The organism is Candidatus Poriferisocius sp. (genome assembly GCF_965204015.1).
Lineage (GTDB): Bacteria > Actinomycetota > Acidimicrobiia > Acidimicrobiales > Bin134 > Poriferisocius.
Window position 1 is genome coordinate 3,532,720 of sequence record NZ_OZ241965.1, and the last position, 24,693, is coordinate 3,557,412.

Below are 24,693 nucleotides of genomic sequence, written 5' to 3' on the forward strand. Positions count from 1 at the left end.
CAAAGGAGTTCGACCGGTGCCCGACGCAATCGTGGAACGCGAAGGCCAGTCCATCATCATCACCATGAACCGCCCCGAGCGGTACAACGCCCTGTCGGGGGCGATGATGGTGCGGATGTTGGACGCCTACGAGGAGGCGGACAACAACGACGACATCCGCTGCATCATCGTCACCGGCGCGGGGGGCAACTTCAGCTCGGGGGCCGATCTCAAGGCCATGAGCGGCGACGCTGGCAACGCCGACCCCGAGATTGATGTGGCCGCCCGCCAAGCCGCCGACCCCGAACTCCACTGGAAAGCGCTCTTGCGCAGTTACCGGCCCACCAAGCCGATCATCGCCGCGGTGGAGGGCGTGGCCATCGCCGGAGGCACCGAGATCCTTCAGGCCATGGACATCCGGGTGGCCGGCGAGAGCGCCCGGTTCGGGGTCTCCGAAGCCCGATGGTCGCTCTACCCGATGGGCGGATCGGCGGTGCGCCTTCGCCGCCAGATCCCCTACACCGTCGCGGCCGAGATCCTGCTGACCGGCAAGCACATCACCGCGGCCGAGGCCAAAGACATCGGGCTGGTCGGTCATGTGGTGCCCGACGGCCAAGCCCTGGCCAAGGCCAAAGAGATCGCGGCGGTCATCTGCGAGAACGGCCCGCTGGCCGTGGAGGCCATATTGCGCACCCTGCACGAGACCGACGGCATGACCGAAGAAGAGGCTCTGGCCCACGAGTTCGAGTACGGCTGGAAGGTGTTCCAGAGCGATGACGCCAAAGAGGGGCCGCTGGCCTTCAGCCAGAAGCGAAAGCCGGAGTTCAAGCGGAGGTAGCGATGAGCGCCTCGTCGGGCATATCGGTCTTCGACGTCCACCACCATGTGGGCGATGCCTCGGGGGCGCTGGGCCTGCCCCCCGAAGAAGCCCCCGATCCCGAGGCCTATGCCGCGCTGGAGCTGGCGAAGCGCCTCGAGATCATGGATTCCGGCGGCATCGACCAGGCCGCGGTCATCCCCGGCCACGGCTATCTGCGGCCCAACGGCCACGCCGACACCCAGGCGGTGAACGATCAGATTGCCGCCTATCGCGACGCCAATCCCGACCGCTTCCCGGTGGCCATCGGCATCGTGGAGCCCCGCGACGGCGACGTAAGCCTGGTCGAGTTGGAGCGGGCTGCGGGGCCCCTGGGGCTGGTGGGCATGAGCTTTCACACCCGCTTTCAGGGAGTGAGCATCGACAACCACTGGGTGAACACCTATGTGGGGGCCATGGGCGAGCTGGGCCTGTTGCCGGTGGTCCATGCGCTGGATGAGAGTGCCGAGGAATCGCTGTGGAAGGTGGGCCAGCTCGCCTCCTGGCACCCCGACCTCACCATGCTGGTGCTCGACGGCTACTCCACTCACGAGGGCACCAAACACTGCGGCCACCTGGCCGCCACCTACCCCAATCTGGTGTTTGACACCAGCCTTTCGTACAATTTCGACTTCATTGCCAATCACGTGCGCCAACACGGCCCCCACCGCTATGTCTATGGAACCGACTTGTACTCCTGGCCGCTGGGCCAGCGCATCAGCCACATCCTGGGCCAGCTCTTGGAGTCCGATCTCTCAGATGACGACAAAGCAGCAGTAGCCGGCGGTAACGCCCGCCGATTATTTGGACTGGACACACCATGAATCATCAACCACAACTCAAACGCTCGACGTGGTTCGCCGGGGCCCTTGTGGCTCTTGCCTTGACGGCCGGTGCATGCGGAACCGCGCCGGAAAGCGATTCCGCCAGCGTCGTAACCACCGATCTGAGCGAGGTAATGCCCGACGGCCTGTTCGAGGCCCTGGAGAACGTGGCCAATCCGCCCGCGGCGCCCACCCCTGCGCCAACCCCGGCTGAGACCCAGCCCGACGAACCGATGGCCGAGCTTGTTCCCGCCCAGGCCGACACCGACACCGAGCCGACTGAAGAAGAGCTGCTGAGAATGCGCGACGAGGCCTTCGTGGACTTCTCCCGCTGCATCCGCGACGAGGGATTCCCCGACTTCCCCGATATCGACAGCTCCCAGATCGTCGACCAGGCCTCGTTCATCGCCGCTTTGCAGGAGGCCGGGGTGAGCTTCACCCAGCCGGGCCTGGCTCCGGCCCTCCAGACCTGTGCCAGCGTCTTCAGCGAGCTCATCGCCTTGGCCCCCCAGCAGGACACCAACGTCCAGCAGGCGGAGCAGGAGGCGAACGCGCTGGAGTTCTCCAAGTGCATGCGCGACCGGGGCCTGGACGAATTCCCCGATCCCGACTTCGGCCAATATCCCAACACCGGTTTCCCCGGACAAGGCGAAGGCGGCGGCGACGGCTTGTCCGACGATGTCCAGGCGGCGTTGAGGGTGTGTCTGCCGGTATTTGGGGGAGCAGAGCCCAACCTGGCCGCCGCTCCGCCGACCGAAACCCCGACCCCATCGACGCCGGCAACCACAGCAGCCACCCAGAGCGCCACCAGCACCCAGAGCGCCACCAGCACCCAAAGCGCCACCAGCACCCAGATCCCCGCGCCGAGGACCGATGGCGTGACCACGCCTACGGTCTCTTCCTCGGTCGCCGACAGGATCCAGCGCGACACCGAAGAGCTGAACACCGCCGAAGTAGTACGACGCGACCTGATCGACACCGAAGAGTTCACCGGCACCCTCGGCTTCGGCGACCCTGAACCGATGTTCACCAACACCTCGGGGATCGTCACCGGTCTCCTGCCCGAAGAGGGCGAGGTTCTCGATGTGGGCGCCACCCTCTTCGAGGTGAACAGCTATCCGGTTGTCCTGCTGCGGGGAGAACGCCCCATGTACCGGCCCTTCCAGAGCCAGATGGAAGACGGACCCGACGTCCAGCAACTCGAGCAGGCGCTGGCCGACATGCAGATTCCCGGCTGGGAGGAGATGACGGTCAACGAGAACTTCACACCGGTCACCGAAGATGTGGTGCAGGAGTGGCAGAACCGCCTGGGCGTCGACGAGACCGGCATCATCGACATGGGCTTCGTGGTGTTCATCGAGGAGCCCTTCCGCATCTCGGCGGTGAATGTGTCGGAGGGCCAGCAATTGGGCCCCCAAGCCGCCGCGTTCTCCATCACCGGTCAGTACCAGGAGATCGTCAGCAACATCGATCCCGGCGACGCCGAGATCGTGAACGAGCTGGACGAGGTGGAAGTAGAGCTGCCCGACGGCCGGGTCAGCCCGGGCGTGGTGTCGGAGGTGGCCCGGGTGGCCAAGCGGCTGCCCAACGCGCAGACCGGCGGGTTGGCCGACCCCACCATCGAGGTCATCATCATCTTGTTGGACGAGGAGGCTTCGGCCCGATTCGACGCCGCTCCGGTCAACTGGACCATCACCAAACAGGTCACCCCCGACGCCCTGGTGGTGCCCGCATCGGCGCTGATCGCCACGGTGAACGGTGGTTTCGCGGTAGAGGTGGTCGAAAACGGGTCGCTAACTTTGGTGCCCGTTGAGGTGGGCACGTTCGTCGATGCCTTCGTCCAGATCACCGCCGGCGACCTCGAAGTGGGCGACTTGGTGCGCATCCCCTGACGCCGGTACGGCCCCGAGCCGTACAGCAACTAGAGGCGAGTCCTGATGAAGATTGAGCCCCGCAAGGTGCTGGAGCTGCACCAGGTGGTCAAGCACTATCCGGGCTCGCCGCCAATTAAGGCCCTAGACGGCGTCGACCTCATTATTCGGGCTGGCGAGCTGGTGGCCGTGGTCGGCCCCTCGGGCTCAGGCAAGAGCACCATGTTGAACATCATGGGGGCCTTGGACCGCCCCAGCTCCGGCGAGGTTGTCGTGGACGGCCAAAGGCTCTCCGACCTGGCCGACCGCGAGGTGGCCGGGGTGCGGGGCCACCGCATCGGCTTCGTGTTTCAGCAGTTCCACCTGCTGGAGGGGCTGTCGGCCCTCGACAACGTGGCCACCGGCAATCTCTATCAGGGCCTCAGCCTCCGGTGGAGACGCCAGATGGCCCGCGAGGTGCTGGAACGAGTCGGTCTCGGCCACCGAATGACGCAGCGGCCCGGCAAGCTCTCCGGCGGTGAGCGCCAGCGGGTGGCCATCGCCCGGGCGCTACTGGGCGACCCGGCCATCGTGCTGGCCGATGAGCCCACCGGCAACCTCGACTCGCAGAACACCGAGGAGATCGTGGAGCTGTTCTTGGAGCTGAACCGGGCCGGTTCCACCATCGTGATCATCACCCACGACCGGGAGCTGGCCGATCGCATGCCCCGGTCGGTGGCCATTCTCGACGGCCGCATCAGCCACGATTCGGGCGTGGATTCGCTCAACCCCGAAGCTGACAACGACCCCTCGGCGGAGGCCTGAGATGGCGCGCCGAAAGCGGCGAATCTCAAATGCTCCCCCGGGCCCTTCCCGCAGCAAGCTGCGAGTCCGCGACACCCTGTCGCTGGGCACGCTGGGGCTGCGGACTCGCAAGGGCCGAACCACCATGGCCGCCATCGGCATCGCCATTGGCGTGGCCTCGCTCATCGCCCTGGTGGGCATCATCAACTCTGGGGAGGCCGACGCCCAGCGCGATCTGCTGGAACAGGGCATCGACGTGTTGGAGCTGACCCCCGGCACGTCCTTCGCCGACGACCCCGAACTGCTGCCGGGCGCCGCCGCGGCCATCGACACCCACATGCGGAACCTGGTGGATACGGTGGCATCCATTCGCCGGGTTCCGGCCACCATGCGCAAGACCGACTTGATCCCCGAGGTTGAAACGGGGGGCATCCGACTGTTCGCCGTGGAGGAAGACGACTTGGACTTGCTCCCCATGCTGAGGGGCGGAGTGGCCCACGGCCGATTCCATGATGGGGTCACGGTGCAGGTCCCCACCGTGGTCCTCGGGTCCGACACCGCCGACGTCCTGGGCTTCGACCTGCTCTACGCCAATCCCACCGTCCACATCTCCGGACACGAATTCGCGGTGATCGGGGTGCTGGAACCCTTCACCATCAGCCAGGGGCTGACGTTGAACCGGGCCGCGCTCATTGGATTCTCCGTGGCCGAAGAGCTCTACGACGCCGACGAGAACCCCGAGCGCATCTGGGTGCAGGCTGATCTCGACGTGATCGAGCAGGTCCGGGGGCTCCTCCCCCGACAGGCCAACCCCGAGGCCCCCGGCGAGGTCTCGGTGTCGTCGCTTGACCTGGAGGCCCGAGAGATCATCAGCGAGAACTTCCAATCGCTGCTCAGCCTGCTGGTGGTGGTCATCATCGTGGTGGGGGCCATCGGGGTGGGCAACATCATGCTGATCTCGGTGCTGGAGCGCCGGGGCGAGATCGGGGTACGCCGAGCCTTGGGGGCCAAGAAAACCCATATCGCCGCGCAATTCCTCATCGAGTCGGTGCTGTTGACCTCGTTCGGCGGGGTAATCGGCATCGGGCTCGGGCTGGGCGTGGTCGCCGTGGTCGTCCAGGTGCTGAATTGGCCCTTCACCATCGAGGTCTCGTTCATCGCCATCGGGCTGGCGGTAACCGTCGGCGTGGGGCTGGTGGCCGGGATGTACCCCTCATGGCGGGCCTCCCGCATGGACCCCGCCGAAGCCGTCCGTCCGGCCGCCTAGGTCGGCGCGGCCGCACTTTCCTAGTCTCTGGACATGACCATCACCCACGAGGAGTTCCAAGCTCGGGCCAAAGAGTTCCTCAAGGCCAATGCCGTGCCCCACAGCCAGCCTCCGGTGGAGTGGACCGAGGAATCGCTGGTCGCCGAGTGTCGTCGATTCCACCAGGCGCTGGCCGACGCCGAGCTGGGGGGCATCACCTACCCGGTGGAATACGGCGGGCTGGGACTCGACAAGGGCTATCTCGAGGTGTTCAACCAGGAGCTGTCCCGCTACCAGGCGCCCCTGGTGCCCGCGGCCATCTCCCACGGAATGTGCCTGCCGGTGATGAACGACTTCGGCACCGATGAGCAAAAGGACCGCCACCAGGCCCGGATCATCCGGTGCGATGAGCTGTGGTGCCAGATGTTCTCCGAACCCGGCGCCGGCTCCGATGTGGCCTCACTGGCCACCCGGGCGATTCGCGACGGCGACCAGTGGGTGCTGAACGGCCAAAAGGTGTGGACATCGGGCGCCCAGTACTGCGAGTACGGCCTGTGCGTGGCCCGCACCGACCCGGCCCAGCCCAAACACCGGGGGCTCTCCATGTTCATCGTCGATCTGTCACTGCCCGGAGTGGACATTCGGCCGCTGCGCCAGATCAACGGAAGCTCCCATTTCAACGAGATCTACCTGACCGACGTCAGGGTGGGCCACGACTGTCTGGTCGGGGGCGAGGGCAACGGCTGGAACGTGGCTGTGGCCATGCTGATGTATGAGCGGGTGGCCATTGGCGCCGGGGGCAGCGGGGCCATGTCCCGGTCGATGGGCAGCGCCAAGCTCATCGAGGAGGCCCGGCAACGGGGCCGCGACGACGACCCAGTGGTGCGCGACGCCATTGCCGACCTCTACATCCGCGAGCGCATCCAAAAGTTCATCGGCATGAGGATTCGTCAAGCCGTCGAATCGGGGAAGGCCCCCGGCCCGGAGGGTTCCATCGCCAAGCTGAACGCGGCCATCTTGAGCCGCCGGGCTTCCGATGTGGCCATCGAGCTGGCCGGACCGTCGGGCCAAGCCTGGAACGCCAAAGACGAAGACGCCGACGAATGGGCCAGCGCGGTCATCAGCGCCCCGGCCATGGCCATCGCCGGGGGCACCAACGAGGTGCAGCGCAACATCATCGGCGAGCGTGTACTGGGCCTGCCCAAGGAGCCCGACCCGTTCAAGGGCCAACCCTGGGAGGAAGTCCCCCGCTCCTGACCAGCTCGGCCTAGGCCTTGGTCAGCTCAGCCCACACCTGGTCGACGGCCGAGGCCAGATCCTCGGGGCTGCCGTCGTTCACAATCACATGGTCGGCGATTGCTCGGCGCTGATCATCAGTGGCCTGGCTGGCCATGCGGGCCCGGGCCTGTTCCTCGGTGAGGCCCCGTTCGAGAAGTCGGGGCAAGCGCACCTCCTCAGGGGCCTCCACCACCACCACCTGGGTATAGCCCCGCCCCGATTCCAACTGCCCCAGTCGGCTCTCGGTCAACACCGCCATATCCAGCACCACAACATCCACCTCTCCCGCCTCGGCGAGCTCTAGGAGCCTGCTGTCCAACTCCGTATTGATGGCCGGATGGCTAACCGCCTCCAGAGCCTCCAACCGGTCAGCCCGCCCAAACACCTCAGCCGCCACCTTCCCCCGATCAATGTGGCCATCCTCCCCCAAGATGCCAGGCCCGAAAGCGTCAACGACCCCCGACTCAGCCCTACCGCCCGGAGCCAAAACCTCCCGCCCAATGGCGTCCACATCGATCACCACCGCCCCCAATTCGCCAAACCGCGCCGCCGCAGTCGACTTTCCCGCCCCAATCCCCCCAGTGAGACCCACGACCAGCACAGCGCGAATGCTACCCATAGCCCAGCAACCGAGGGCAGTGGGTGGTCCGCTGACGACGAGGGCTGGCACACTTACCCCATGCGCGTCGAACTGACCGATGATCAGCTTGAGCTCCAGCAGGAGCTGCGAACCTACTTCGCCAACCTGATGACCGATGAGGTGAGGGCCAAGATCCGCCACACCGAGACCGAGGCCAACGAGGACTACAAGGCGTTGATCCGCCAGATCGGGAGCGACGGCTGGCTGGGTGTGGGCTGGCCCGTCGAGTACGGCGGCAAGGGGTTCACCCCCATCGAGCAGTACATCTTCTTCAATGAGGCCTGGGCCGCCCAGGTGCCGGTCCCGTTCCTCACCATCAACACGGTGGGCCCAACCATCCGGGAGTACGGGACCGACCGCCAGAAGGACTTCTTCTTGAAGAAGATCCTGGCCGGCGAGATGCACTTCTCCATCGGCTACTCCGAGCCCACCGCGGGCACCGACCTGGCCGCCCTCAAGACCAAGGCGGTGCGCGACGGCGACGAGTGGATCGTCAACGGCCAAAAGCAGTTCACCAGCCTGGCTTATGACGCCGACTACGTGTGGCTGGCGGCCCGCACCGACCCCGATGCTCCCGCCCACAAGGGCATCACCATGTTCTTGGCCCCCGCCGACGACCCCGGTTTCGATATCCAGCCGTTCATCACCATGGGGGGCTCCCACACCACGTCGACGTTCTACGACAACGTGCGGGTGCCCGACTGGCTGCGGGTGGGCGAGGTGAACGGGGGCTGGGGCCTCATCACCAACCAGCTCAACCACGAGCGGGTGTCGCTGTGCGCCTCCGGGGGCATCGCCAACCTGGTCAATCAAGCAGTGGAGTGGGCCAAAGAGGCCAAGCTGCCCGACGGCCGCCGGGTGATCGACCAAGAGTGGGTGCAGGTCAAGCTGGCCGAGTGCCGGGCCCGGGTGGAGTTCCTCGATCTGTTGAACTGGAAGGTGGCCTACGAGTCCACCGTGGGCAACAACGTGAGCCCGGCGCTGGCCTCCACCATCAAGGTGTGGGGCTCGGAGTCGATGCACCTCATCTACTCCGGGCTGACCGAGGTGGTCGGGGCCACCGGCCACCTCAAGAAGGGATCCCCCCACGCTGATTTCTCCAGCCGGATGGAGGAGTCCTACCGGGGCTGCTGGATTCTGACGTTCGGCGGCGGTACCAACGAGATCCAGCGGGACATCATCGGCATGGCCGGCCTCGGCCTGCCCCGCGAGAAGCGCCGCAAGTAGGAGGTCGAGCCATGGATTTCACATTGAGCGAAGAGCAGGAAGCGGTTGCCGAGCTGGCCAACCGGATCATGGGCGACCGGCTCGACATGGAGCGGCTCATGGAGATCGAGGCCGCCGACGAGTGGTTCGATCGGGATGTCTACGCCGAGCTGGCCGCTGCCGGGCTGGTGGGCATCGGCCTGAGCGAGGACGTTGGCGGCGGAGGCCTGGATCTGATCGCCGTCGGCCAGGTGTTGGAGGCCCAAGGGCGCCATGTGGCGCCGGTGCCGCTGTGGAGCGGGATGCTGGCCGCGCTGGCGGTGGACGCCTTCGGTAGCGATGAGCAGCGCCAACGGGAACTGCCCGGCTGCGCCGATGGGTCCAACGTGTTGACCGCCGGCCTCCAGGAGTACCTGAACGACGACATCACCAGTCCGATGGCCCGGGTGGTGGACGGCAAGATGGTGGGCACCAAGGAGGTGGTGGAGTTCGCCGCCGAGTCGTCCAAGATCGTGGTGGTGGCCGGACTCGACGACGGCACCGACAACGGCATAATCAGCGGCACCGGGCTGTTCCTGGTCGACCTGTCCGATCCCGGGGTTACCACGGAGGCGGGCATGTCCACCCGGCTCCAGCCTGTACACCAGGTGAGCTTCTACGGCGTCCCGTGCGAGCCGGTGGGCGCGGCCGACGGCGCCTCAGTGCAGTGGCTAGCCGACCGGGCGGTGGCCCTGTTGTGCGCCACCCAGGTGGGCGTGGTCGACCGAGCGCTGCGCTTGGCGGCCGAGTACACCTCGGTACGAGAGCAGTTCGGCCGCCCGGTGGCCACCTTCCAGGCGGTCACCCAGCGGTTGGCCGACCAGTTCATGCACGTTGAGGCAGTGCGGCTCTGCACCTGTGCGGTGCTCTACGACCTGAGCGAGGGCAACGACGCGTCAGTGCGGTTGCCCATCGCCAAGTGGTACGCCTCGCACTGGGCCCACGACGTGGCCCACGCCACCCAGCACGTCCACGGCGGCATGGGGGTGAGCGTCGACTATCCCCTCCACCGCTACACCCTGTGGAACAAGCACATCGAGTGTTCCCTGGGCGCCGGCACCCAGCAGCTTCGTACCTTGGGAGCGCGCTTAGCAGCCAGCTAAACCTGCGGTATGGCGGTTCAATAGTAAGGGCTCATTCAATACATTTGGGTCGCTGACTCTAATCGGTCATCACCCGTAGACTGTGTTCTATGGAAACGCCGCCGCCTCAACGCTATGTTGAAACATTTGCCTCGATATCCTTCGCCACAACAATGTCCATTGTTATACATCAGATCTCACGTTACCCCAATATTTTTGGCGACCCCACATCTCCTTTTCGGATAGCTTCTATAGCAGTACTTGCTGGGGGATTCGTGCTTCTATTCTGGGCAACCATAGTGAAGTACTGCCCGCGGATTGCAAGATGTTTGAAGTTAGACCGCTTAGAGGTCTACGATTATCACGGGGACGTAAACAGAGTAATTTCGATGTTCCTTCCACTTGGTATCACGTTTATTCTGTCTAGTTGGATGACTACATCAGATTATAACTCCGCAATTGCAAATTCTGATGGTGGGATAGTCTTCAGTGACAGCTATGCCCTTGCGTTATGGATAAGTGCCGGAATAAGTGTCTTGCTGTTCATTGTCTTGCTTCGTAATGCAAGAATGCAGCGACTTGAACTCTCTCATCAACAACTTGATTCCAACTCCGCATCCCTCTCTGGGGTCCAGGAGACTGCTAAAGGCTAACCATCTTCTAGTCCAGGCAATCCTCAATAAGTCCGAGCGATACAGAAGGTCGCCCAGGCATTCAACTTCAAATCTCGACGAGGAAAACACATACGTGCCGACTCTCTTCTGACCGCGGACCATACGGGTGATTGGCGCTTCAGTTAGCGATGCTAACAAGGTATCAACTGAATCGTTGGCACCACCGCTTACTTCTTTTCGGCGGCAATAGTGATTTTTCCACTTAACCGGGACAAGGCGTGCTGGCTATTGGTCAGTGATGTTGGCGTTCATCCCCGATGCTTGGGCTTTCGCTTCGATGTCGTTTGCAGCTTCGGGTGACATGGTGGCCGACATAGATAGCTGTAGCCATGACAAATCGCCGTCTTGGATGCTGTTGCGGAGGGCGTCGAGCATCACCCTGATGGCATCCCGGTTGCCTGCGTCAACCGCGACCGTGGCGGAAATCGTTACCCTTTTCTCCCCATCGGGGCGATACTCTTCGTCGTCCTCGCTTTGCTGTCGATCGTTGTCTGCGTCGCCAGTCGGCTTGTCTTGCTGATCTTGGGTTTTGAGGCGGAGTCGCTGAATGTCGGAGGAGAGGTTGATTTCGGATGCACTGTAGGCCTCACGGGGGTTGTTTTCGTTGTCGACAATTTCAATGTCGTCTGCTCGGATGGCGTCCCAAATCGCGTTGCGGAGGTCGCTTTCGCCGTTGGGTAGCAGCGGGAGTCGGGGGACTCGCCAAAAGTCATCGCGCAGGTGGGATAGAGGTTTGCCGTAGTCGCGTTCGTCTAGGTTGTGGAGGAGCGCTTTGACGGTGAATTCGCCGATGCCAAATGCTTTGTCGGCTGCCTCCAGTACCTTCCACACGTGTGATCCGTTGAGCGCTGTTTCGAGGTCGCCCTCAAAACGGTGATCCGCCCAGGCCCGCCCGGCGTCGCCGGTTTCGGCAAGCCATACCACGTGTTGGTAGGCAGCTCGGACCTGTTTGTCTGCGGCTTTGGAGGCGCGTTCGAGTTCTTCGTCAGCCTGTGCCTTCAGATCAGGGTCTTTCTTTACTGCGTCGCGGGACGCGACACGTGCGGCCGCGAGGTATTCCCCTGCAGCGGTGAGGGCGTTACGGCGCCGATGGGTGTTGACGACGGCGAACACGGCTGAGGAGGCCCAGTTGACGGCGAGCTTGCTGTCGCCAAGGCCCATGGCGGCTTCGATTGCTTGGCGTGTGTCGCGGTCGTCGCCGTTCAGCAGTGAGAACACGCAAGGGTCGAGGATCACTAGCCGATTCTTGCGGGCTTCGTCGAATGACGCGGCGGCGATCGTTTCGAGCGGAGTTGCGTCATTGTCAGGCTGCTCAACGAAGAGCCTGATCGAGAAGGGCCCAGAGACGGCCAGTTGATCGCTGCGGCGCCGGAGCTCGTCAGCTCGCTGCGCGTCGGTAACTGCGTTCTTGGAGTCGCGCAAGAACATGCCAAAGGTCTTCTTGGTCGACATGTAGAGGCGGGGTGGCTGCCCGCCCTTCCCGGGGATCTGCTCTAGAGACCCGAGGCCGATTTGGGGGTCCTTGAGCAACTCAAGGACTATTTCGGCGTCGCCGTACCCGTAGGACAGGTCCGGAATATGGCTTGCGGCCAGCACTTCCGGAACGGAGCCGCCCTGGCCGCCCTGCGGACGGTCGCTTAGCGAGTAGAGCAGCGCTGCGGTCGCAGCCCTTTCGGCCGCCCGAGGGTTGATTGCCCGTGCGGGGTCGCTGCCAGCGTTCTCGTCGATGGCCCGGGCGTTGCCGCTGGCGTCGTCTTCGTCGACGATGTCGGTCGCGATGACCTGGCGATAGTTCTGCACTGTGGTGGTGTCGATGACGAGGCCGGAGTCGAGGAGCGCTTCGCGTACGTCGGGGTCGGAAAGCACAAGGTCGCCGGGTCCGATGAGCAGAGGGGCCCACGCCCCGTCGTTTAGGCCGCCAGAGTTCTCTTGGGCGACTTCGACGGACAGGCCTGCTGCGTCTGCGAGGCGGCGCAGGTGGGCGTACACGGTGGAGGCGAAGACGCGGATAGTCGAGCGGACGCGCTGGAAGCCGGCCACATGAGACCATTCCTGCTCGGCGAGGTGGATGAGCGCTGGGTGGAACGGGTAGCTGCGGTCCACCTGCGCGGCGTAGTCGTCGGCGAACGGCCCTCTCAGGCGGCTGAACACTTCTTTGTGCCAAACGTCGTCCTGCATCGTCTTGGTGAATGCCTCGGTCGTTGCAGCGATCGTCTCCGGTTTCGGCGCGGCCTTGAACAGGCGCCGCCTGATGATGCTGGCGAAGTCGTTGGGCGAGGTGACCGCGTCGGTGGTGACCTCTCCGCGGGCGGATTCGGCCTCCAGTTCATCTCGGCACTGTGCGCCGAACGAGGAGAGGGCTATGGGGTCTTTCGCCGAGTCGATCATCACCATCACAGCGACGCAGTGCGCCACCTCGTTGGTGTCTCGCATCATCTCCACGAGGAACGCCTGGTCTTTGACGGCCTGCTCTGTCGCCCCGGCCGACGTGGAAGCTCGGACATAGTGCATCACTTCGTCGAACAGGATCAGCACGGGCCGCCCAGCGGCGCGCAAAGCGTCCGTGTAGCTGATCGTGTCCTTATCGGCGACCCACCTGTCGTGGTCGCCCTCATAGAGGCGGAACAAGAACTTCTCCCTAAGCGTCCGGGCGCCGCCAAACATCTCTGGCTCGGGCCGGCTGGGGTCCATCCAGTCGCCGGGCAGGGCCACCACGACCGGATCGCCAAGACCGGGGTCCAATGTGCCGCTGCCGGCCAGCTTCTCGGCCTCTGTAATGATCTGCACACCGAGCTCGGTTCCGGCGAATCCAACCGGGTCGGTTCCCAGGTGCCACAGGGCGACCAAGGCGTGCGATTTTCCGCCGCCCATCCCCTGGTCGAACCGCCAAACCGGTTTCGCCGACGCGGCCTGTCCGTCGCGGCCGCCAAGGCGCAAAGCTATGTCAGCTGCGATGCGGCGCAGGCTCGGCGACGGGTGAGTGATCTCGCCGAAGTAGTCGACCGAACGGTAGACCGGATGGTCACCGGCGGAGCCGTAGGCAACTCCCCTAAGGCTCATCTGGATGTCGCCTATCGTCCCCGATGCCGCCACAAGCTCGTCTCTGAGGCGGAGCTCGTTCCACCACGGTGTCAGCTTCGTCGTCATTGGTGTGCTCCCTGCTCGAAGATCGAAGACTGATACCCCGCTGCCTTTTCTTGCCGTTCTTCTGCGGCCCTGGTCGTCGCAGCGTTTGAGGCGGCATTCGCGATCTCCCTCTTATGCCGCGTCTGCCAGGTGTAAACCTCGCCGTCGGCGTCGGCTTCGGCCAGTTGACGGGCCATCTCGCCGACTGCCGACCACAGGTACTCGTCATTGGCGCGGCCGGTCGCGTCGAGGATTTCGGCGGCTGCGGTGCTGCTCTTGCCCGCTCGGGCCAGCGCGAACACCACGTCGATGATCGAGGTGTCCCGGTTGGCGGTCGTGTCGATCTCGGAACCGTAGGCGAGCCGGACGCCGCTCTTTGCTTTGACCACGATGCCGTCCAAGTCGAGCTCGGTGCCGGCCACCGCCTGGGCGGTAAGGCGCTGCCACCGCTCTTGGGCGGCATCGGAGACTTGGCGCCGGTGCTGGCGCACCCAAGAAAGGGCGAAGCGGGTGCGGACGTCGAACGTACCGAGAGGCAACCCATCAATTCGGATGTCAGCCGCGTCCTCTACCGCTTGTCGGGCAATCAGCAGGAACTTCTCGGGCGGCTCGGCTTCGGCCTTGTTGTTGAGTATCTGGTGGTAGCGGCCGACGATCTCCATGGCTGGCCCGTAGGCAGCCATCTGCTGGTCTGGAAGAGCGAGGCCGGCCTGTTCCCACAGGGGAATGCGCTGGCCCACCTCCTCGCGGACAGCCGCGGCGACGATGCTGCTCCGCCCGTCGGGGCGATTTTCGGGCGCGGCCCGGCATGCGAGGGTCATGGTGGTGACAATGTTCGCAGAGCCGGTCCCGCCACCTTTCTCCGTGAGAGCGGGCCAAGTACCCGTAAGCACCAGCCCGGCGTCGGTGATGATCTGCAGCAGGCCGCGCCAGACGTCGGGATCGTTGTGGCCGAACACGATCGTGACGACACCACCGGGTGAAATCACGCGACGTGCTTCGGCAAAGGCAGCTGCGAGCTTTTCGTTGTAGAACTCAGGAGTGCGGTGATCGTCGGCCGCCTTGAAGGAATCCTTGATGATTATTTCTTCTGCTTTCTCCTGCACTCCGGCGGGGTGGGCGGAAATGGTGAGGGCTGGCTGAGTGGTGTGCAGCGCTCTCTTGAGCCAGACGTAGAACAGATCGGAAGCGTCGGTGTAGTCGATCATCGCGTTGTAGGGAGGATCCGTCACGACTGCGTCTAGAGAGCCGTCCTTGAGGGGCAGTGCGAGTGCAGACCCTCGCTCTATGCGGGCCGGTGTACCGCCAGCTCGCTCAAGCTGGCCTCTAAGTGTTCTCAACGAGTCCTTGGCAAGCGATCGCCAGGTACCTGGCCCTAAGCCTGGCCCCGTCTCGAAGTGGTCATAGCCAAACCCGATGCAAGATTCGTTGACAAAAAGATCTCCAGGATGGGCATTGCCCCCCCTCCTGGCTTGCAAGCGTGCTCCCCTGGTGGATTGGCGCAACCGCCGCACAATTACTGACGCCGCGTATGCGGGCAGGGCGGAGGCATATTCGTCACTTGCCTCCGCCTGTCTCATTTGTTCCCCGATGTCGGCGATAATGCGACATAGTCGGATGAACCCGAGGGTTTGGCGGCCGTTGCAGAGTTCCCCATAGGTCTTGTAGCCGTACTTCGATGGCCGCACCGTGTGGTGATTGCCGGCAGGAATCTCCTCTGATGGCACAGCTGGTAGACCGGGGGCGAACCCCTTCTCGTCGGCAAGCGCAGCGTTGGCGGCGACTGCGGCTTCGTATTCTTCAATTGTCGGAGTACGGAATACCTTGGCGAATTCATCATCGAGATCGGCAGCGATTAGGAGGCGATCTTCCGCGAGACCATCCTGCATAAGCCTGGTGTGGACGTCGATCGGATGGACATGGTGGCAGTTCGGGAACGGGCACACGGCCGACTTACCCCGGCGCCCTTGGACGGTCACCAGCGTCGGCGAGGCGTTTGGCGGTCCGTCATGGACTATGACGTCGAAGCTGCCTGTGTCGGGATCAGCAGTTATGCGGTACGACTGTCCCGGGTCATTGTTCTTGGGCAGAGGGTGGCGGAGGACCAGGGAGCCTGTGAGCGGGAATCGATTGCTGCATTCCTCGCACGGAAGGGTAACGGCCCAGAGGTACCCCCACGGTCGTTTCCCATCGACCTTCGGGTAGAACTCGTCCATTGACTCTTCATAGCGGTCGCCGACAATTCGGAGCACCGCCTCGACATCTCTTAGCAGCCGTTGCTGGCCAACTGCATCAAGATCGAGTTGGTCGCCGGGCAGGTCAGTCCCGTCAAACGTGAGAGGCGGCTCGTCGTCCCAGTTTCTGAGCGGGTAGTCAGCTAGGAGTTTGCCGGCGAGGGTCGCGACAGGCGAGTAGTCGATTCCGGTTGCCCTTACTCCGAGGCGGGCTGCTTCTAGGGGGATCATTGCCCGGCCGGAGAATGGGTCCAGCATCGTGGCCCCTTCAGGAAAGTACTTTTCTAGCTCCGCGACGAGTTCGTCGTGGGCGGCGTCCCGGCCGTCGGGGTCGTCGTGGTAGGGGAGGGCTGAGCGAACTAGGGCTTGGAGGCGTCGCTGCTCAGCAGGGTCTTCCGGCCAGGGGAGGAGACTTGTGATCACCGCTGCCTTGGCTTGCGCCAAAGGGCGTTTGGCGAACCAGGTGAACAGGTTGGCCTCGCTGTTTCCGGAGCCCCAGCCCTTCGTCGAGTTGGCGGACACCTCTTCGCAGGGGAACCAGCGCTCGATCATGCGCGGTGCGGTGGTCACCCCGAATCCTCTTTGGCCTCTGTGAGGACTGAACCGTTGATGCGCAGTTCAGCGATGTCCCGGGCGGCGTCGGCGAATTTGGCTGCGGGGTCGGGCCACGCGTGGAAGAGCTGACCGGTGCCGTCTGCGCAGTTGTCGACGACGTAGAGCCAGTAGTCCGAACCTAGTATCCCGGCTGTTGCCAGTTCCGCGCCGGTCACCTTGATCCCGGTCGTCGCTGCGGAACTCTTGATGCCTTTGACCTCGACGGCTCTGTACTTCGAGCCTCTCGTTGCCTTGAGGTCGTAGCCCAGCTTCTCGTTATGGACGTCGGCTACACGCCACCCGTCAGCATTCAGCAATGAGGTGACGTGGCGCATCGCGACGATCTCGGAGTCGGGGTCCTCGCCAGCGGCGTCTGGAGTAGCGGTCGCCGTTACATGTGCCCACCCGACCAGCTCGATTTTGCCCACTTCGAAGTCTGTTGACGCTTTGAGAGCTTCAATGCGTTCTTTGACGGCTATTTCAACGCTGCGTCGTGCGGCGGCGCTTTCTTCGGGGTCGTCCATGCCGTCCGTGACGTCGTTGGGGAGTTTCTGCAGTTGGATGCTTGCTTGGGTCAACCACGCGTCAAGCTCGGCGCGCCTCGCTTTCTCGTCCTTCTCGGCTTCATGGAGAGCTTGCGCCTCGGCATTGGTGAGGTCGCCGGGATGCTGGTTCTCCTTCGCTGCCGTCTCGCAGGCCTTAAGGTTAGCGAGGGTTTCCCAGGGGACGGTCCGGGTACCGGTGGCGTCGATCTTCACGAGGTAGGACCAGGTATTTTGGCGCCTCCAATTTAGAGGCTGCGCGGATGTCCGCCCTTGGTTGACCGTTAGTGCGAAGGAGAACAGCCGATAGTCCGTGATGGCGTGGGGGTCGTTGAGCGACCCACCTTGGTATAGCGCGGGTTGCAGTTTCTCGCTGGCTTGGGCCACGAGGTCACGGAATGCCTTGTCATTGGGTCCGAGTGTGATGGCCTGCTCGGCCGAAGTCGCTCCCTGCCGGACGGCGTCCCGTTTGGCGCCGCCGCTGGTTGCGACAAGGGCCCTCCCCGCTTTGCCGACGGGCTGGGCAAGTTCATCAGGTCCTATGTGGAACAGGCCGCGATCGGCCGCAGCAGGAAGCGTGAGGTGGATCAGCCCAGCGTCATTGAGCCGGTTCAAGTAGCGCTCCACGACATCCGGGTTGATCCCGTTGAGCCGCTGTTGGTTGGCGCTGGCAATGGCACTGCCGATGTCGACCATTGTCTCGAGAGATTGCTCCTCTTTGCGGATGGTTTCGTGTTGCTGACGGAAGCGCTCTCTGGTCATGGCCCGGATCGCAGAGTGGACCGCCTCGCTGTCAGCCCCGGGTTGGTAGAGGGATGACAGCAGCTCTTCGAGCCTGTCGACACCCGCAGAATGCGATAAGAGAAGCTCGCCCACTAGGGCAAGGCTGTCGAAGATCTTGCCGTCGAGTTCGTTGGCAGCCGCCACGAGGTTGTCGAGAAGGGTCGCATGGGCGTCACCCTCGCGGGTGTCTATGGCAATGAGGTTAAACAGGTCGACATCGTCGGTCTGCCCAACCCGATGGATGCGCCCGAGGCGCTGCTCCAAAGTCACCAGCGACCAGGGGACGTCCCAGTTGACCAGCACCCGGGCCGACTGGAGGTCGATTCCCTCGTTGCCGGCGTCGGTGGAGACGATCACTTGGAACGCGCCCGCTATGAACCGGGCGCGGATATCTTCTCGCTCGGCATGCGTCTGCCTTCCTGAGTACATCTCGGTGCTGTACCCGTATTCTCGGAATCGCTCCAACAACCACTGGGCCGTGTCGGCGTACTCCGTGAACACGACCAGCTGATTGTCGCCACCAGGGGTGACTTTGTGCGGCTCCAGGACCTCTCGCTTGAGGCGCGGCCACTTCGACACCGGGACCTCTGTCTTTGCCATCTCCCGGTCAATAAGTTCCACTAGCTCTGCGATCTCGCGGCGTTCTTGACGAGCGGAACGCGACTCGATATGTGCAATCCTGACCAGTTCACGCTCGTCTGCATCTTCCTCGCTGACCCCTTCGGTTTCGTCAGGATGTTCGGGAGTGCCCATCCTTGCGCTTCGGCGCCGCAGCGTCTCACGCAACGCGTAAAGGGACGACGCGGCACGCTTGCCGTACACCATTCGGCCCAATCCGACGGCGTTGGCGGGGAAGTAGTCGTCGACCAGGGCCTGGGCCTGGTCGTAGATGACCTTCTCCGGGAGGTTCAGCGGCACTTGGATGTTGTGCGCAGTCCTCCTTTTGAACAGAGGAGTGACGCCATCTATGTCGACGAGCCCCTCCTTCATCCTGCGCAAAAAATGCACCGATCCGGGGCGAAGCCGCTGCAGGCCTCCTCCGTCGCGAGGTTCCGAGGGCAGCGGGAATACTCTCGGGTCGGTGAGGTGCATGAGCGATCGGAAAAGCCACTCAGACCCCCGATGAGGAGTCGCGGTCATCAACAGTGCACGAGGCGCTTTGGCGACAACCGTGAGCCCCACTTGGAAATACGTGGTCGCCGTGGGGGTCAGCCTGTGGGCCTCGTCCGCGACGACGAGATCCCATCCGGCTACGTCGGGATCAACCGCTTCTCTCACCTGCGGGTTGGATGACGCGAGGTGAAGCGACACGACCCAGAACGGGTAAGGGCTGGACTCAAGGACACGTTCGCGCACCGTGTCATTGGTGATGCGCCGCAACTCAACCCCGAAGAAACGGGAGAAGTCATCCTGCCATTTACCCACAAGGTGTGCTGGACACACGACGAGCGCGCGGTTCACAATCCCGAGCCGGCTCGCCTCAGTGAGGTAGAGGCCAGCCATGATGGTCTTTCCGGTACCCGGCTCGTCGGCGAGCAAGAAGCGAAGCATCGGCTGCGGGAGCATCGCCCCATAGACCGCTTGGTGCTGGTGGAGGTACTGCATCAGCGGCGCTGATCCGAGGGCTGTCCCCAAATCGCTCTCGGCCTCCTGCATCATCCACTGGCTCCAAAGGGCGGCAAGCGTGCGCTCCGGATCCGCGCCGCCATCCGCCTTGAAAAGGACGACCTCACCCGCTTCGACCGCATTCAGCTCAACGGGGCGGTACTCGCCGCTGTCAAGCACAAAGAGGCTCACACCGCCATCTGGCCGAGACTTCGCCATTTCGACCGTGACAACCTTGTCTTCGCCCGGTAGGAACACCCGGTCGCCGTCCCCGAAGTTCACCTGCCCCTCCGCCTCATTCATCGCCCACATCAGCACGGCATCCAGACATGCCGCCGTCAACAGACTTGTCGGCTGGCCATTTGGCGGCCTCCGGCGACACTCCGACCCTGCCAATCACAGGGACTCCAAGCCGCCAATCCAGAGGCCAATTCACCCAGCACCACCATTAATCGTCATGACCACACCAACCAGATTGCCACCAGGAGAATGAAGTTCTGCCACCGAAATGGAATCATAGAAAAGACCAGGTGCCAGAGCGCGGGTTCCCGCAAACCTCAGGGGTGGGGTGACCTCGCCGTGAGTTCCCCACCGAAGGGAGCATGGACGCAAACGCCAAGTCCTCGTGCCTTCTTATAGCGCGGAACCTGCTAGCAGAACTGGATGTTTAGGCTATTTCGGCTAGCCAGCAACGCGGAAGGTCGGTGTGTATCCCCTGCCCGTTCCAAGGTGCTCGTAGATTGTGGTCGGGCGCATGGCGTTCCATCGGTGGCCGAGTAGGAGCGCCAGGGCTCCGGGCGTGGCCAAGAATAGGTGGATATTCGCTGTGGTCGGTGCGGATGCGAGCAGATCGCGGGCGGCATTGCGGGCGGCTACCGCTATTGCAGCGGCGGTTGGCCCGTCGGGGATGGCGGCGGGGTTCGGCCCGCTTACTGGGAGAATGGAGATCAGGTCACGAACCGGCAAACCGGCAGAAATTATGTGGCTACGGACTTCATCTGTCGGATCGGCGGCCACCCCAATGGCTACTGCGACGTCTGGCCCGGCATCCAATGGAATGGTCTCAGTCTGGACTGTGACGGCTGGCTCCAGTTTCTCGCTTGACCAGATGTCGCCTCTCTGTACTCCAGCGGCATCAAAGCCGCTCACTTCGCGGAATGCCGCTCCTGCGACGAACCAGGTGGGTAGCCGCATCGCGCCGCGCACCAAAACTCGCCGTATTCCTGTACCGCGAAGCCTCCCTGCCGCTTCTTCGATCTGGAACTGAATGTGTGGCCAGTGGCCTGGATCGCGCAGTTGCCGGCGGCCGAAAGGTTCGTCACCAAGGTATTGATCGACGAAACAAATGTGTTCGTCGGCGTCTTCGGGATGAGGGTCATAGTCGATGCCGTCGATGACAACCACCGCACCCTGTTCTGTCCGACGTCCCACACGTTCTTGCGCCCATTTCAATACGTAGTCGGGAGTAAGCGTACGTTCATCGCGCAGAACCCAGTCCCGTACCAAGGCAACGGCCGAGTCGAGGGCCGAGGGGGTGTCGTTTAGGCCCATGGCGTACATCAAGGTCGTGGCGCGTTCTTTTTCCAACCCAATTGATCTGCCGGTTTCGACCCGCAGGCTGCGCAGGAACTCGACGAGCTCGTCTTCAGTGACATCCAAGTGCTTAGCCCAGAGCGCTCGTTCTTGCGCTGCCGCGGTGTTGCAGATGCCGGGGACAAGTAGTCCGGTGTACCGAACAATCCGACTCGCGACAGGGTCGGCAGGGTCAATGTCCCGGTCAGTGACCAATCGGAGTTCGGGTCGTATTCCCTGTTGGGTGAGGTTGTGCCAGCTGCGGTGGAACTTCTGCAAGAGACTGAGAGAACCCGGTTTGCTTGTTCTGCTGGCCATGAACCACTTGCTACCGACAGGGGTCGTGGCGTCAACTGCGTGCTTGACCTGGATATAGCGGTGAAGGCCGGTTAGCAGGTGGATGACTATATCGTCCACATTCCCGGCGGCGGGATGCTCAACTGTGATGCCAGCGGCGTTGTTGTTTGGCCTTAGGGAGTTGAGGGCCTCTGACCAGGCAACAAGATGCTGGTAGTAGTGGCCTTCGATTTGCGATGCAGGCTGGGCGCGCTTTGCCGGGACATTCACTGCGGTCCTCCTAATTTGTCCTGCCCCGCTGAGGGATCGCCAGCGGTCTGTACTTCAATAACTGCTTGGCGGGTTCTGCCAGATTTGGCGCAGATCACTACGGGTGACCATTGGGCAGTATGGGGGTGGTGGACGATGACGACGAGGGCGATCTCACCTTCGCTGTGCTGCGAGATCTGCTTGATCTGATTGCGGTCGGTGCGGCTGGGGCCTTGGCGCTCGGGGTGTGTGTGCCATTCGCCTACGTAGCCAGGGAGTGCCTCCTCAGGCAGCTCTCTGACGCGGCTTTCCAACTCTTTGGTCGCTGCGGCGGAATTGCGCACGTAACTGGAGCGGGTTGAGGCTCGGTCGAGCACTTCGATGAACTCAGAAACGTATACGCCTGTGCTGTGGCGGCAACCCAACAGAATGCCTCCCGACTCTGTTTCCGGCTGCCGCGAGACAGCCGCCACAACGTCTCGCCAGGCCGACGATTCCACTACCACACGGCAAGGTTGACGACTCAATGTGTTGCTCCGGCAACTGATGCGCTACCAGGTTCACGGATCAGCTCATCGATCATTGTAGGGGGGCAGGTGGAGCGCCCGGAGAGCAGGTCGGCGGCCATTCCCGCTGCCCGCGCCGCAGCCGCCGCGCAAGCCCACGGCGGTGCAGGAGAAACGGGGTCTCCGCATCCCGCCTCGCGCAGCTCAACCCTGGGCCCCCCTGGCGGCAGCGGGTCGTCATGGGCCTCCCCGTCGCCTAACGGGAACCTGTCGACACGTGCGACTGTTCCATTTCGCTGCAGGCAGACCGTGATTGAGGGTTTGCCTAGGATTTTGGAGGCGGTGCAGATGAGTGCTGTGGCCGGGCCGTTGCCTGTTGCGTCGATCACGATGTCGTGATTGCCAAAGATCCACTCAGCGTTGTCGACGGACTCAAGTGACGCGTTGAGGGGCGTGATGGCCTCTTCAGTAGTGATTCCTCTCTTGACCAGGTGGTCTTTGACGGCCTCGGGCTTGGCACGCCCGACCGCCTCATGAGTGGCTACATGTCGGATGCAGTTCCCTGGCATCACCAAGTCATCGTCGACCAGAGTCAGAGCTCCGATTCCGGAGCGGGCAAGCAACTCGGCGACAATCGAGCCGATGGCTCCCATGCCAACTATTGCGGCTGACTTCGAGGCCAGCGCTTCGGCGTCCAGTCCTGCCCTCAGACGCAGGGTGGAATCGCCCATGTGCGCGGCACGGACGGCATATAACTGCTCAGGGTCGCTTTTCTCAACGACAAGGCCAACCGCTGCTTCGTGACCTCCTCGCCGATATCGGACCATAAGCGCTTTGACCCGATTCCCCTCGATTCCGGCCCGTATATTTGCTGCCTCGTCGTCGCCCAGCAGACCAGCGATCTCGTCAAAGGAACGCACAGGACGATCCAGCTCGCCTAAGTCGATGACAGCGACGCTGAAGAAGCGCTGTTTTCGCGGTGCATTACCCTCCGAGACCTCCCAGATATTGGACTGCCCCTTCAGCTTCTTCTGCGCTTTGCACGGCTTGCCCGTAAGGGGTTCGAGATCCGGGTACATGAACAGCTTGGAGCGGTCTCTTGGCCAGTATCTCTCCAAGTCGAGGTCGGGAGGTTCATCCGGCCAACCAGCGGCGCTAGCGGCATGCCACTGAGACACTCGCTCAATCACGCAATCTACGTCAGTCCAGGGTAGGTCAGATACTTCTTCATCAGACCACAGGCAGAGCCCACCATCGCGCTCCTGGTGCCACGAGGGGCCGTTTTCGCTTTCCGGGGCCAGCACACGCGGCCTTGTGATGGGGAAATTGTCAGACAGCAGGATTTGGTGCTGTACGGGAGACCCACCGACATCAATATCTCCGACCAACGTGTGGCAATCATCTCGCAGCGAGAACCCTCGGACACAGAGCTCCTCAATGAACGCCTCTCGTGCCGCGGCGATGCTCTCGGCGATGGTGCTCATCAGGCGAAACGTCGGTCGCCGCCTGCCGGGATGGTGCGGTCCCCCTTCGATAAGCCGTGTAATGACTTTGCTGTACCGTCCTCGTTGCATGTGGCTGGCATCTCCAAAACCCATTCGCTGTCGCCATTCTTTCCCAAGATTGCCCGGAAACCCCTCGCGGATTCGCAAAGCTCGGCGCCTAGGGCGGTCTCAGCTTTGGAGGCGAGGCTCGTGTAAGTCGCGGCGGCGGCCTGCAGTTGAGCGTCGGTGGCGTTTGTATGAATATAAGCTCCCGGTATGGTTGGGTCCGCCGGCGGGCTACCCGAGACAGCATCCTGCAGTTGGCCAGCGATGCTCCGCAGAGATGAGGTGAACAGCTCAGCCATACTTGATCCGGTCAGGCCTCTACCGGCGGCGTGGTAACAGAGGATCTCGAAATAGAACCCTCCCGGTCGGGCATCGCCGAGGTGGTATCGGCGGGCCTGGCGAACGAATTTGACCAGCGGCACATACTCCTCCTCGTATCGTTCATTCATAGCCGTGGTCAGCGTTGTGAGGTATTCGGGGTTGGTCAGTTCCCAGCCTCCTGATCTGTCAGGAATCTCGAGGTAGCCGATTCCCCCCGAGTGCGGGCGCGCGGGCACAGCGTCTACAGCGAGCCCATACTGTGGGAAGTCGACCTTCACCGAGCGGTCTTGGCCCTCTACAAGACTTTGGCCATATGCACCACGGAGCACGCCCTCCAAATGCTCCAACAGGTGCCTCGGGTCTACGTCAGCCGGTATCTGGGGCAGCTTTGACAGAATATCGACGTCTTTAACTCTTCGGATGGCGACATGCCGCTTGTAGCTGCCTATCAACACCGTGTCGATCCCCCAAGCCTGAAGCAACTGATCTGATTCGAGATGGGCACGAACTTCTTGGTGGGCCGACGCAGCATTAGCTTTGTCAGCTTCGGTCGCCTCCACTCGCGACTTCGCTGCTGTGAATTGTGTGATCAGGTTGGCCATCTTTTTCTTTCAGATGTGGGCCTCGAACGGGTTGTTGCTGCGCGAGGCAAGTTCCAATAATGTAACTAGGCAAGGATACCGGCGAACGGTGACAGTTCCTCCTGCAGGTGACAACACCTCTTCGGTCTGGAATGGGTGCTCCTACCGCGCTGGGTCAGACGATACGCAAGTCACGTGCTGCGGCACCCTCTCGGAGAGACCAGACAATTTCCGGTGCACTGGTCTGTAGCTCCC

The 24,693-nt window shown here is 63.0% G+C and carries 17 protein-coding genes; 9 read left to right on the forward strand and 8 right to left on the reverse strand.

The genetic code is table 11. From position 1 onward, the window contains the following. Nucleotides 1–16 precede the first annotated feature (16 nt). The 6 genes from ACOGJC_RS15960 to ACOGJC_RS15985 are packed head-to-tail and all read left to right on the forward strand — an operon-like array spanning nt 17 to nt 6,816. Nucleotides 17–817 carry a crotonase/enoyl-CoA hydratase family protein gene (locus ACOGJC_RS15960; RefSeq protein ID WP_419845985.1) on the forward strand — a complete coding sequence of 267 codons (801 nt, stop codon included), beginning with the start codon at nt 17–19 and terminating at the stop codon, nt 815–817. Between the two features lie 2 nt (nt 818–819). After that, nucleotides 820–1,659, forward strand: a complete 840-nt coding sequence (locus ACOGJC_RS15965; protein WP_419845986.1) for an amidohydrolase family protein — start codon at nt 820–822, stop codon at nt 1,657–1,659. Then, on the forward strand, nt 1,656–3,551 hold the full coding sequence (locus tag ACOGJC_RS15970) for a peptidoglycan-binding protein (protein WP_419845987.1): 1,896 nt from the start codon (nt 1,656–1,658) through the stop codon (nt 3,549–3,551). Before ACOGJC_RS15965 ends, ACOGJC_RS15970 begins: the two co-directional genes overlap by 4 nt. Nucleotides 3,552–3,596: 45 nt before the next feature. Next, complete coding sequence (locus tag ACOGJC_RS15975) at nt 3,597–4,334, forward strand: ABC transporter ATP-binding protein (protein ID WP_419845988.1); 738 nt, start codon at nt 3,597–3,599, stop codon at nt 4,332–4,334. A gap of 1 nt (nt 4,335) precedes the next feature. Further along, nucleotides 4,336–5,580 carry an ABC transporter permease gene (locus ACOGJC_RS15980; RefSeq protein ID WP_419845989.1) on the forward strand — a complete coding sequence of 415 codons (1,245 nt, stop codon included), beginning with the start codon at nt 4,336–4,338 and terminating at the stop codon, nt 5,578–5,580. Nucleotides 5,581–5,613: 33 nt separating this feature from the next. Next, nucleotides 5,614–6,816, forward strand: a complete 1,203-nt coding sequence (locus ACOGJC_RS15985) for an acyl-CoA dehydrogenase family protein (protein ID WP_419845990.1) — start codon at nt 5,614–5,616, stop codon at nt 6,814–6,816. Between the two features lie 10 nt (nt 6,817–6,826). Here ACOGJC_RS15985 and coaE read toward each other — a convergent pair whose 3' ends face one another. Next, nucleotides 6,827–7,438, reverse strand: a complete 612-nt coding sequence (coaE, locus tag ACOGJC_RS15990) for a dephospho-CoA kinase (protein ID WP_419845991.1) — start codon at nt 7,436–7,438, stop codon at nt 6,827–6,829. A gap of 78 nt (nt 7,439–7,516) precedes the next feature. Between coaE and ACOGJC_RS15995 the strand changes: the two genes are divergently transcribed. The 3 genes from ACOGJC_RS15995 (at nt 7,517) to ACOGJC_RS16005 (ending at nt 10,457) form a co-directional block, all read left to right on the forward strand. Then, nucleotides 7,517–8,704 carry an acyl-CoA dehydrogenase family protein gene (locus ACOGJC_RS15995; RefSeq protein WP_419845992.1) on the forward strand — a complete coding sequence of 396 codons (1,188 nt, stop codon included), beginning with the start codon at nt 7,517–7,519 and terminating at the stop codon, nt 8,702–8,704. A gap of 11 nt (nt 8,705–8,715) precedes the next feature. Then, the gene (locus ACOGJC_RS16000) at nt 8,716–9,825 is read left to right on the forward strand and encodes an acyl-CoA dehydrogenase family protein (RefSeq protein WP_419845993.1); all 1,110 of its coding nucleotides are present in this window, start codon (nt 8,716–8,718) and stop codon (nt 9,823–9,825) included. 89 nt (nt 9,826–9,914) lie between these two features. Then, a complete protein-coding gene (locus ACOGJC_RS16005; RefSeq protein ID WP_419845994.1) occupies nt 9,915–10,457 on the forward strand; it encodes a hypothetical protein in 543 nt (180 codons plus the stop codon). Between the two features lie 246 nt (nt 10,458–10,703). On the opposite strand, the gene ACOGJC_RS16010 is transcribed toward ACOGJC_RS16005, so the two are convergent. The 7 genes from ACOGJC_RS16010 to ACOGJC_RS16040 form a co-directional block, all read right to left on the reverse strand. Further along, complete coding sequence (locus ACOGJC_RS16010; protein ID WP_419845995.1) at nt 10,704–13,625, reverse strand: DUF499 domain-containing protein; 2,922 nt, start codon at nt 13,623–13,625, stop codon at nt 10,704–10,706. After that, nucleotides 13,622–16,408: a DUF1156 domain-containing protein gene (locus ACOGJC_RS16015; protein ID WP_419845996.1), complete on the reverse strand. Its 2,787-nt coding sequence runs from the start codon at nt 16,406–16,408 to the stop codon at nt 13,622–13,624. Before ACOGJC_RS16015 ends, ACOGJC_RS16010 begins: the two co-directional genes overlap by 4 nt. Continuing rightward, nucleotides 16,405–19,665 carry a helicase-related protein gene (locus tag ACOGJC_RS16020; RefSeq protein ID WP_419845997.1) on the reverse strand — a complete coding sequence of 1,087 codons (3,261 nt, stop codon included), beginning with the start codon at nt 19,663–19,665 and terminating at the stop codon, nt 16,405–16,407. The genes ACOGJC_RS16015 and ACOGJC_RS16020 overlap by 4 nt, the downstream gene beginning before the upstream one ends. A gap of 378 nt (nt 19,666–20,043) precedes the next feature. Further along, on the reverse strand, nt 20,044–21,501 hold the full coding sequence (locus ACOGJC_RS16025) for an SAVED domain-containing protein (RefSeq protein ID WP_419845998.1): 1,458 nt from the start codon (nt 21,499–21,501) through the stop codon (nt 20,044–20,046). After that, entirely contained in the window at nt 21,498–21,986 is a 489-nt protein-coding gene (locus tag ACOGJC_RS16030) for a Mov34/MPN/PAD-1 family protein (RefSeq protein ID WP_419845999.1), read from the reverse strand. Before ACOGJC_RS16030 ends, ACOGJC_RS16025 begins: the two co-directional genes overlap by 4 nt. A gap of 17 nt (nt 21,987–22,003) precedes the next feature. Next, nucleotides 22,004–23,470, reverse strand: a complete 1,467-nt coding sequence (locus ACOGJC_RS16035) for a HesA/MoeB/ThiF family protein (RefSeq protein ID WP_419846000.1) — start codon at nt 23,468–23,470, stop codon at nt 22,004–22,006. After that, nucleotides 23,470–24,459, reverse strand: coding sequence for an SMODS domain-containing nucleotidyltransferase (locus ACOGJC_RS16040; protein WP_419846001.1), 990 nt, complete (start codon nt 24,457–24,459; stop codon nt 23,470–23,472). The genes ACOGJC_RS16035 and ACOGJC_RS16040 overlap by 1 nt, the downstream gene beginning before the upstream one ends. Between the last annotated feature and the right edge of the window lie 234 nt (nt 24,460–24,693).

Bases quoted from the DNA above. Each gene is read 5' to 3' on its own strand.
- ACOGJC_RS15965 (WP_419845986.1), top strand. From the start codon at position 820: ATGAGCGCCTCGTCGGGCATATCGGTCTTCGACGTCCACCACCATGTG.
- ACOGJC_RS15970 (WP_419845987.1), top strand. From the start codon at position 1,656: ATGAATCATCAACCACAACTCAAACGCTCGACGTGGTTCGCCGGGGCC.
- ACOGJC_RS15975 (WP_419845988.1), top strand. From the start codon at position 3,597: ATGAAGATTGAGCCCCGCAAGGTGCTGGAGCTGCACCAGGTGGTCAAG.
- ACOGJC_RS15980 (WP_419845989.1), top strand. From the start codon at position 4,336: ATGGCGCGCCGAAAGCGGCGAATCTCAAATGCTCCCCCGGGCCCTTCC.
- ACOGJC_RS15985 (WP_419845990.1), top strand. From the start codon at position 5,614: ATGACCATCACCCACGAGGAGTTCCAAGCTCGGGCCAAAGAGTTCCTC.
- ACOGJC_RS15995 (WP_419845992.1), top strand. From the start codon at position 7,517: ATGCGCGTCGAACTGACCGATGATCAGCTTGAGCTCCAGCAGGAGCTG.
- ACOGJC_RS16000 (WP_419845993.1), top strand. From the start codon at position 8,716: ATGGATTTCACATTGAGCGAAGAGCAGGAAGCGGTTGCCGAGCTGGCC.
- ACOGJC_RS16005 (WP_419845994.1), top strand. From the start codon at position 9,915: ATGGAAACGCCGCCGCCTCAACGCTATGTTGAAACATTTGCCTCGATA.
- ACOGJC_RS16010 (WP_419845995.1), bottom strand. From the start codon at position 13,625: ATGACGACGAAGCTGACACCGTGGTGGAACGAGCTCCGCCTCAGAGAC.
- ACOGJC_RS16020 (WP_419845997.1), bottom strand. From the start codon at position 19,665: ATGAATGAGGCGGAGGGGCAGGTGAACTTCGGGGACGGCGACCGGGTG.
- ACOGJC_RS16035 (WP_419846000.1), bottom strand. From the start codon at position 23,470: ATGAGCACCATCGCCGAGAGCATCGCCGCGGCACGAGAGGCGTTCATT.
- ACOGJC_RS16040 (WP_419846001.1), bottom strand. From the start codon at position 24,459: ATGGCCAACCTGATCACACAATTCACAGCAGCGAAGTCGCGAGTGGAG.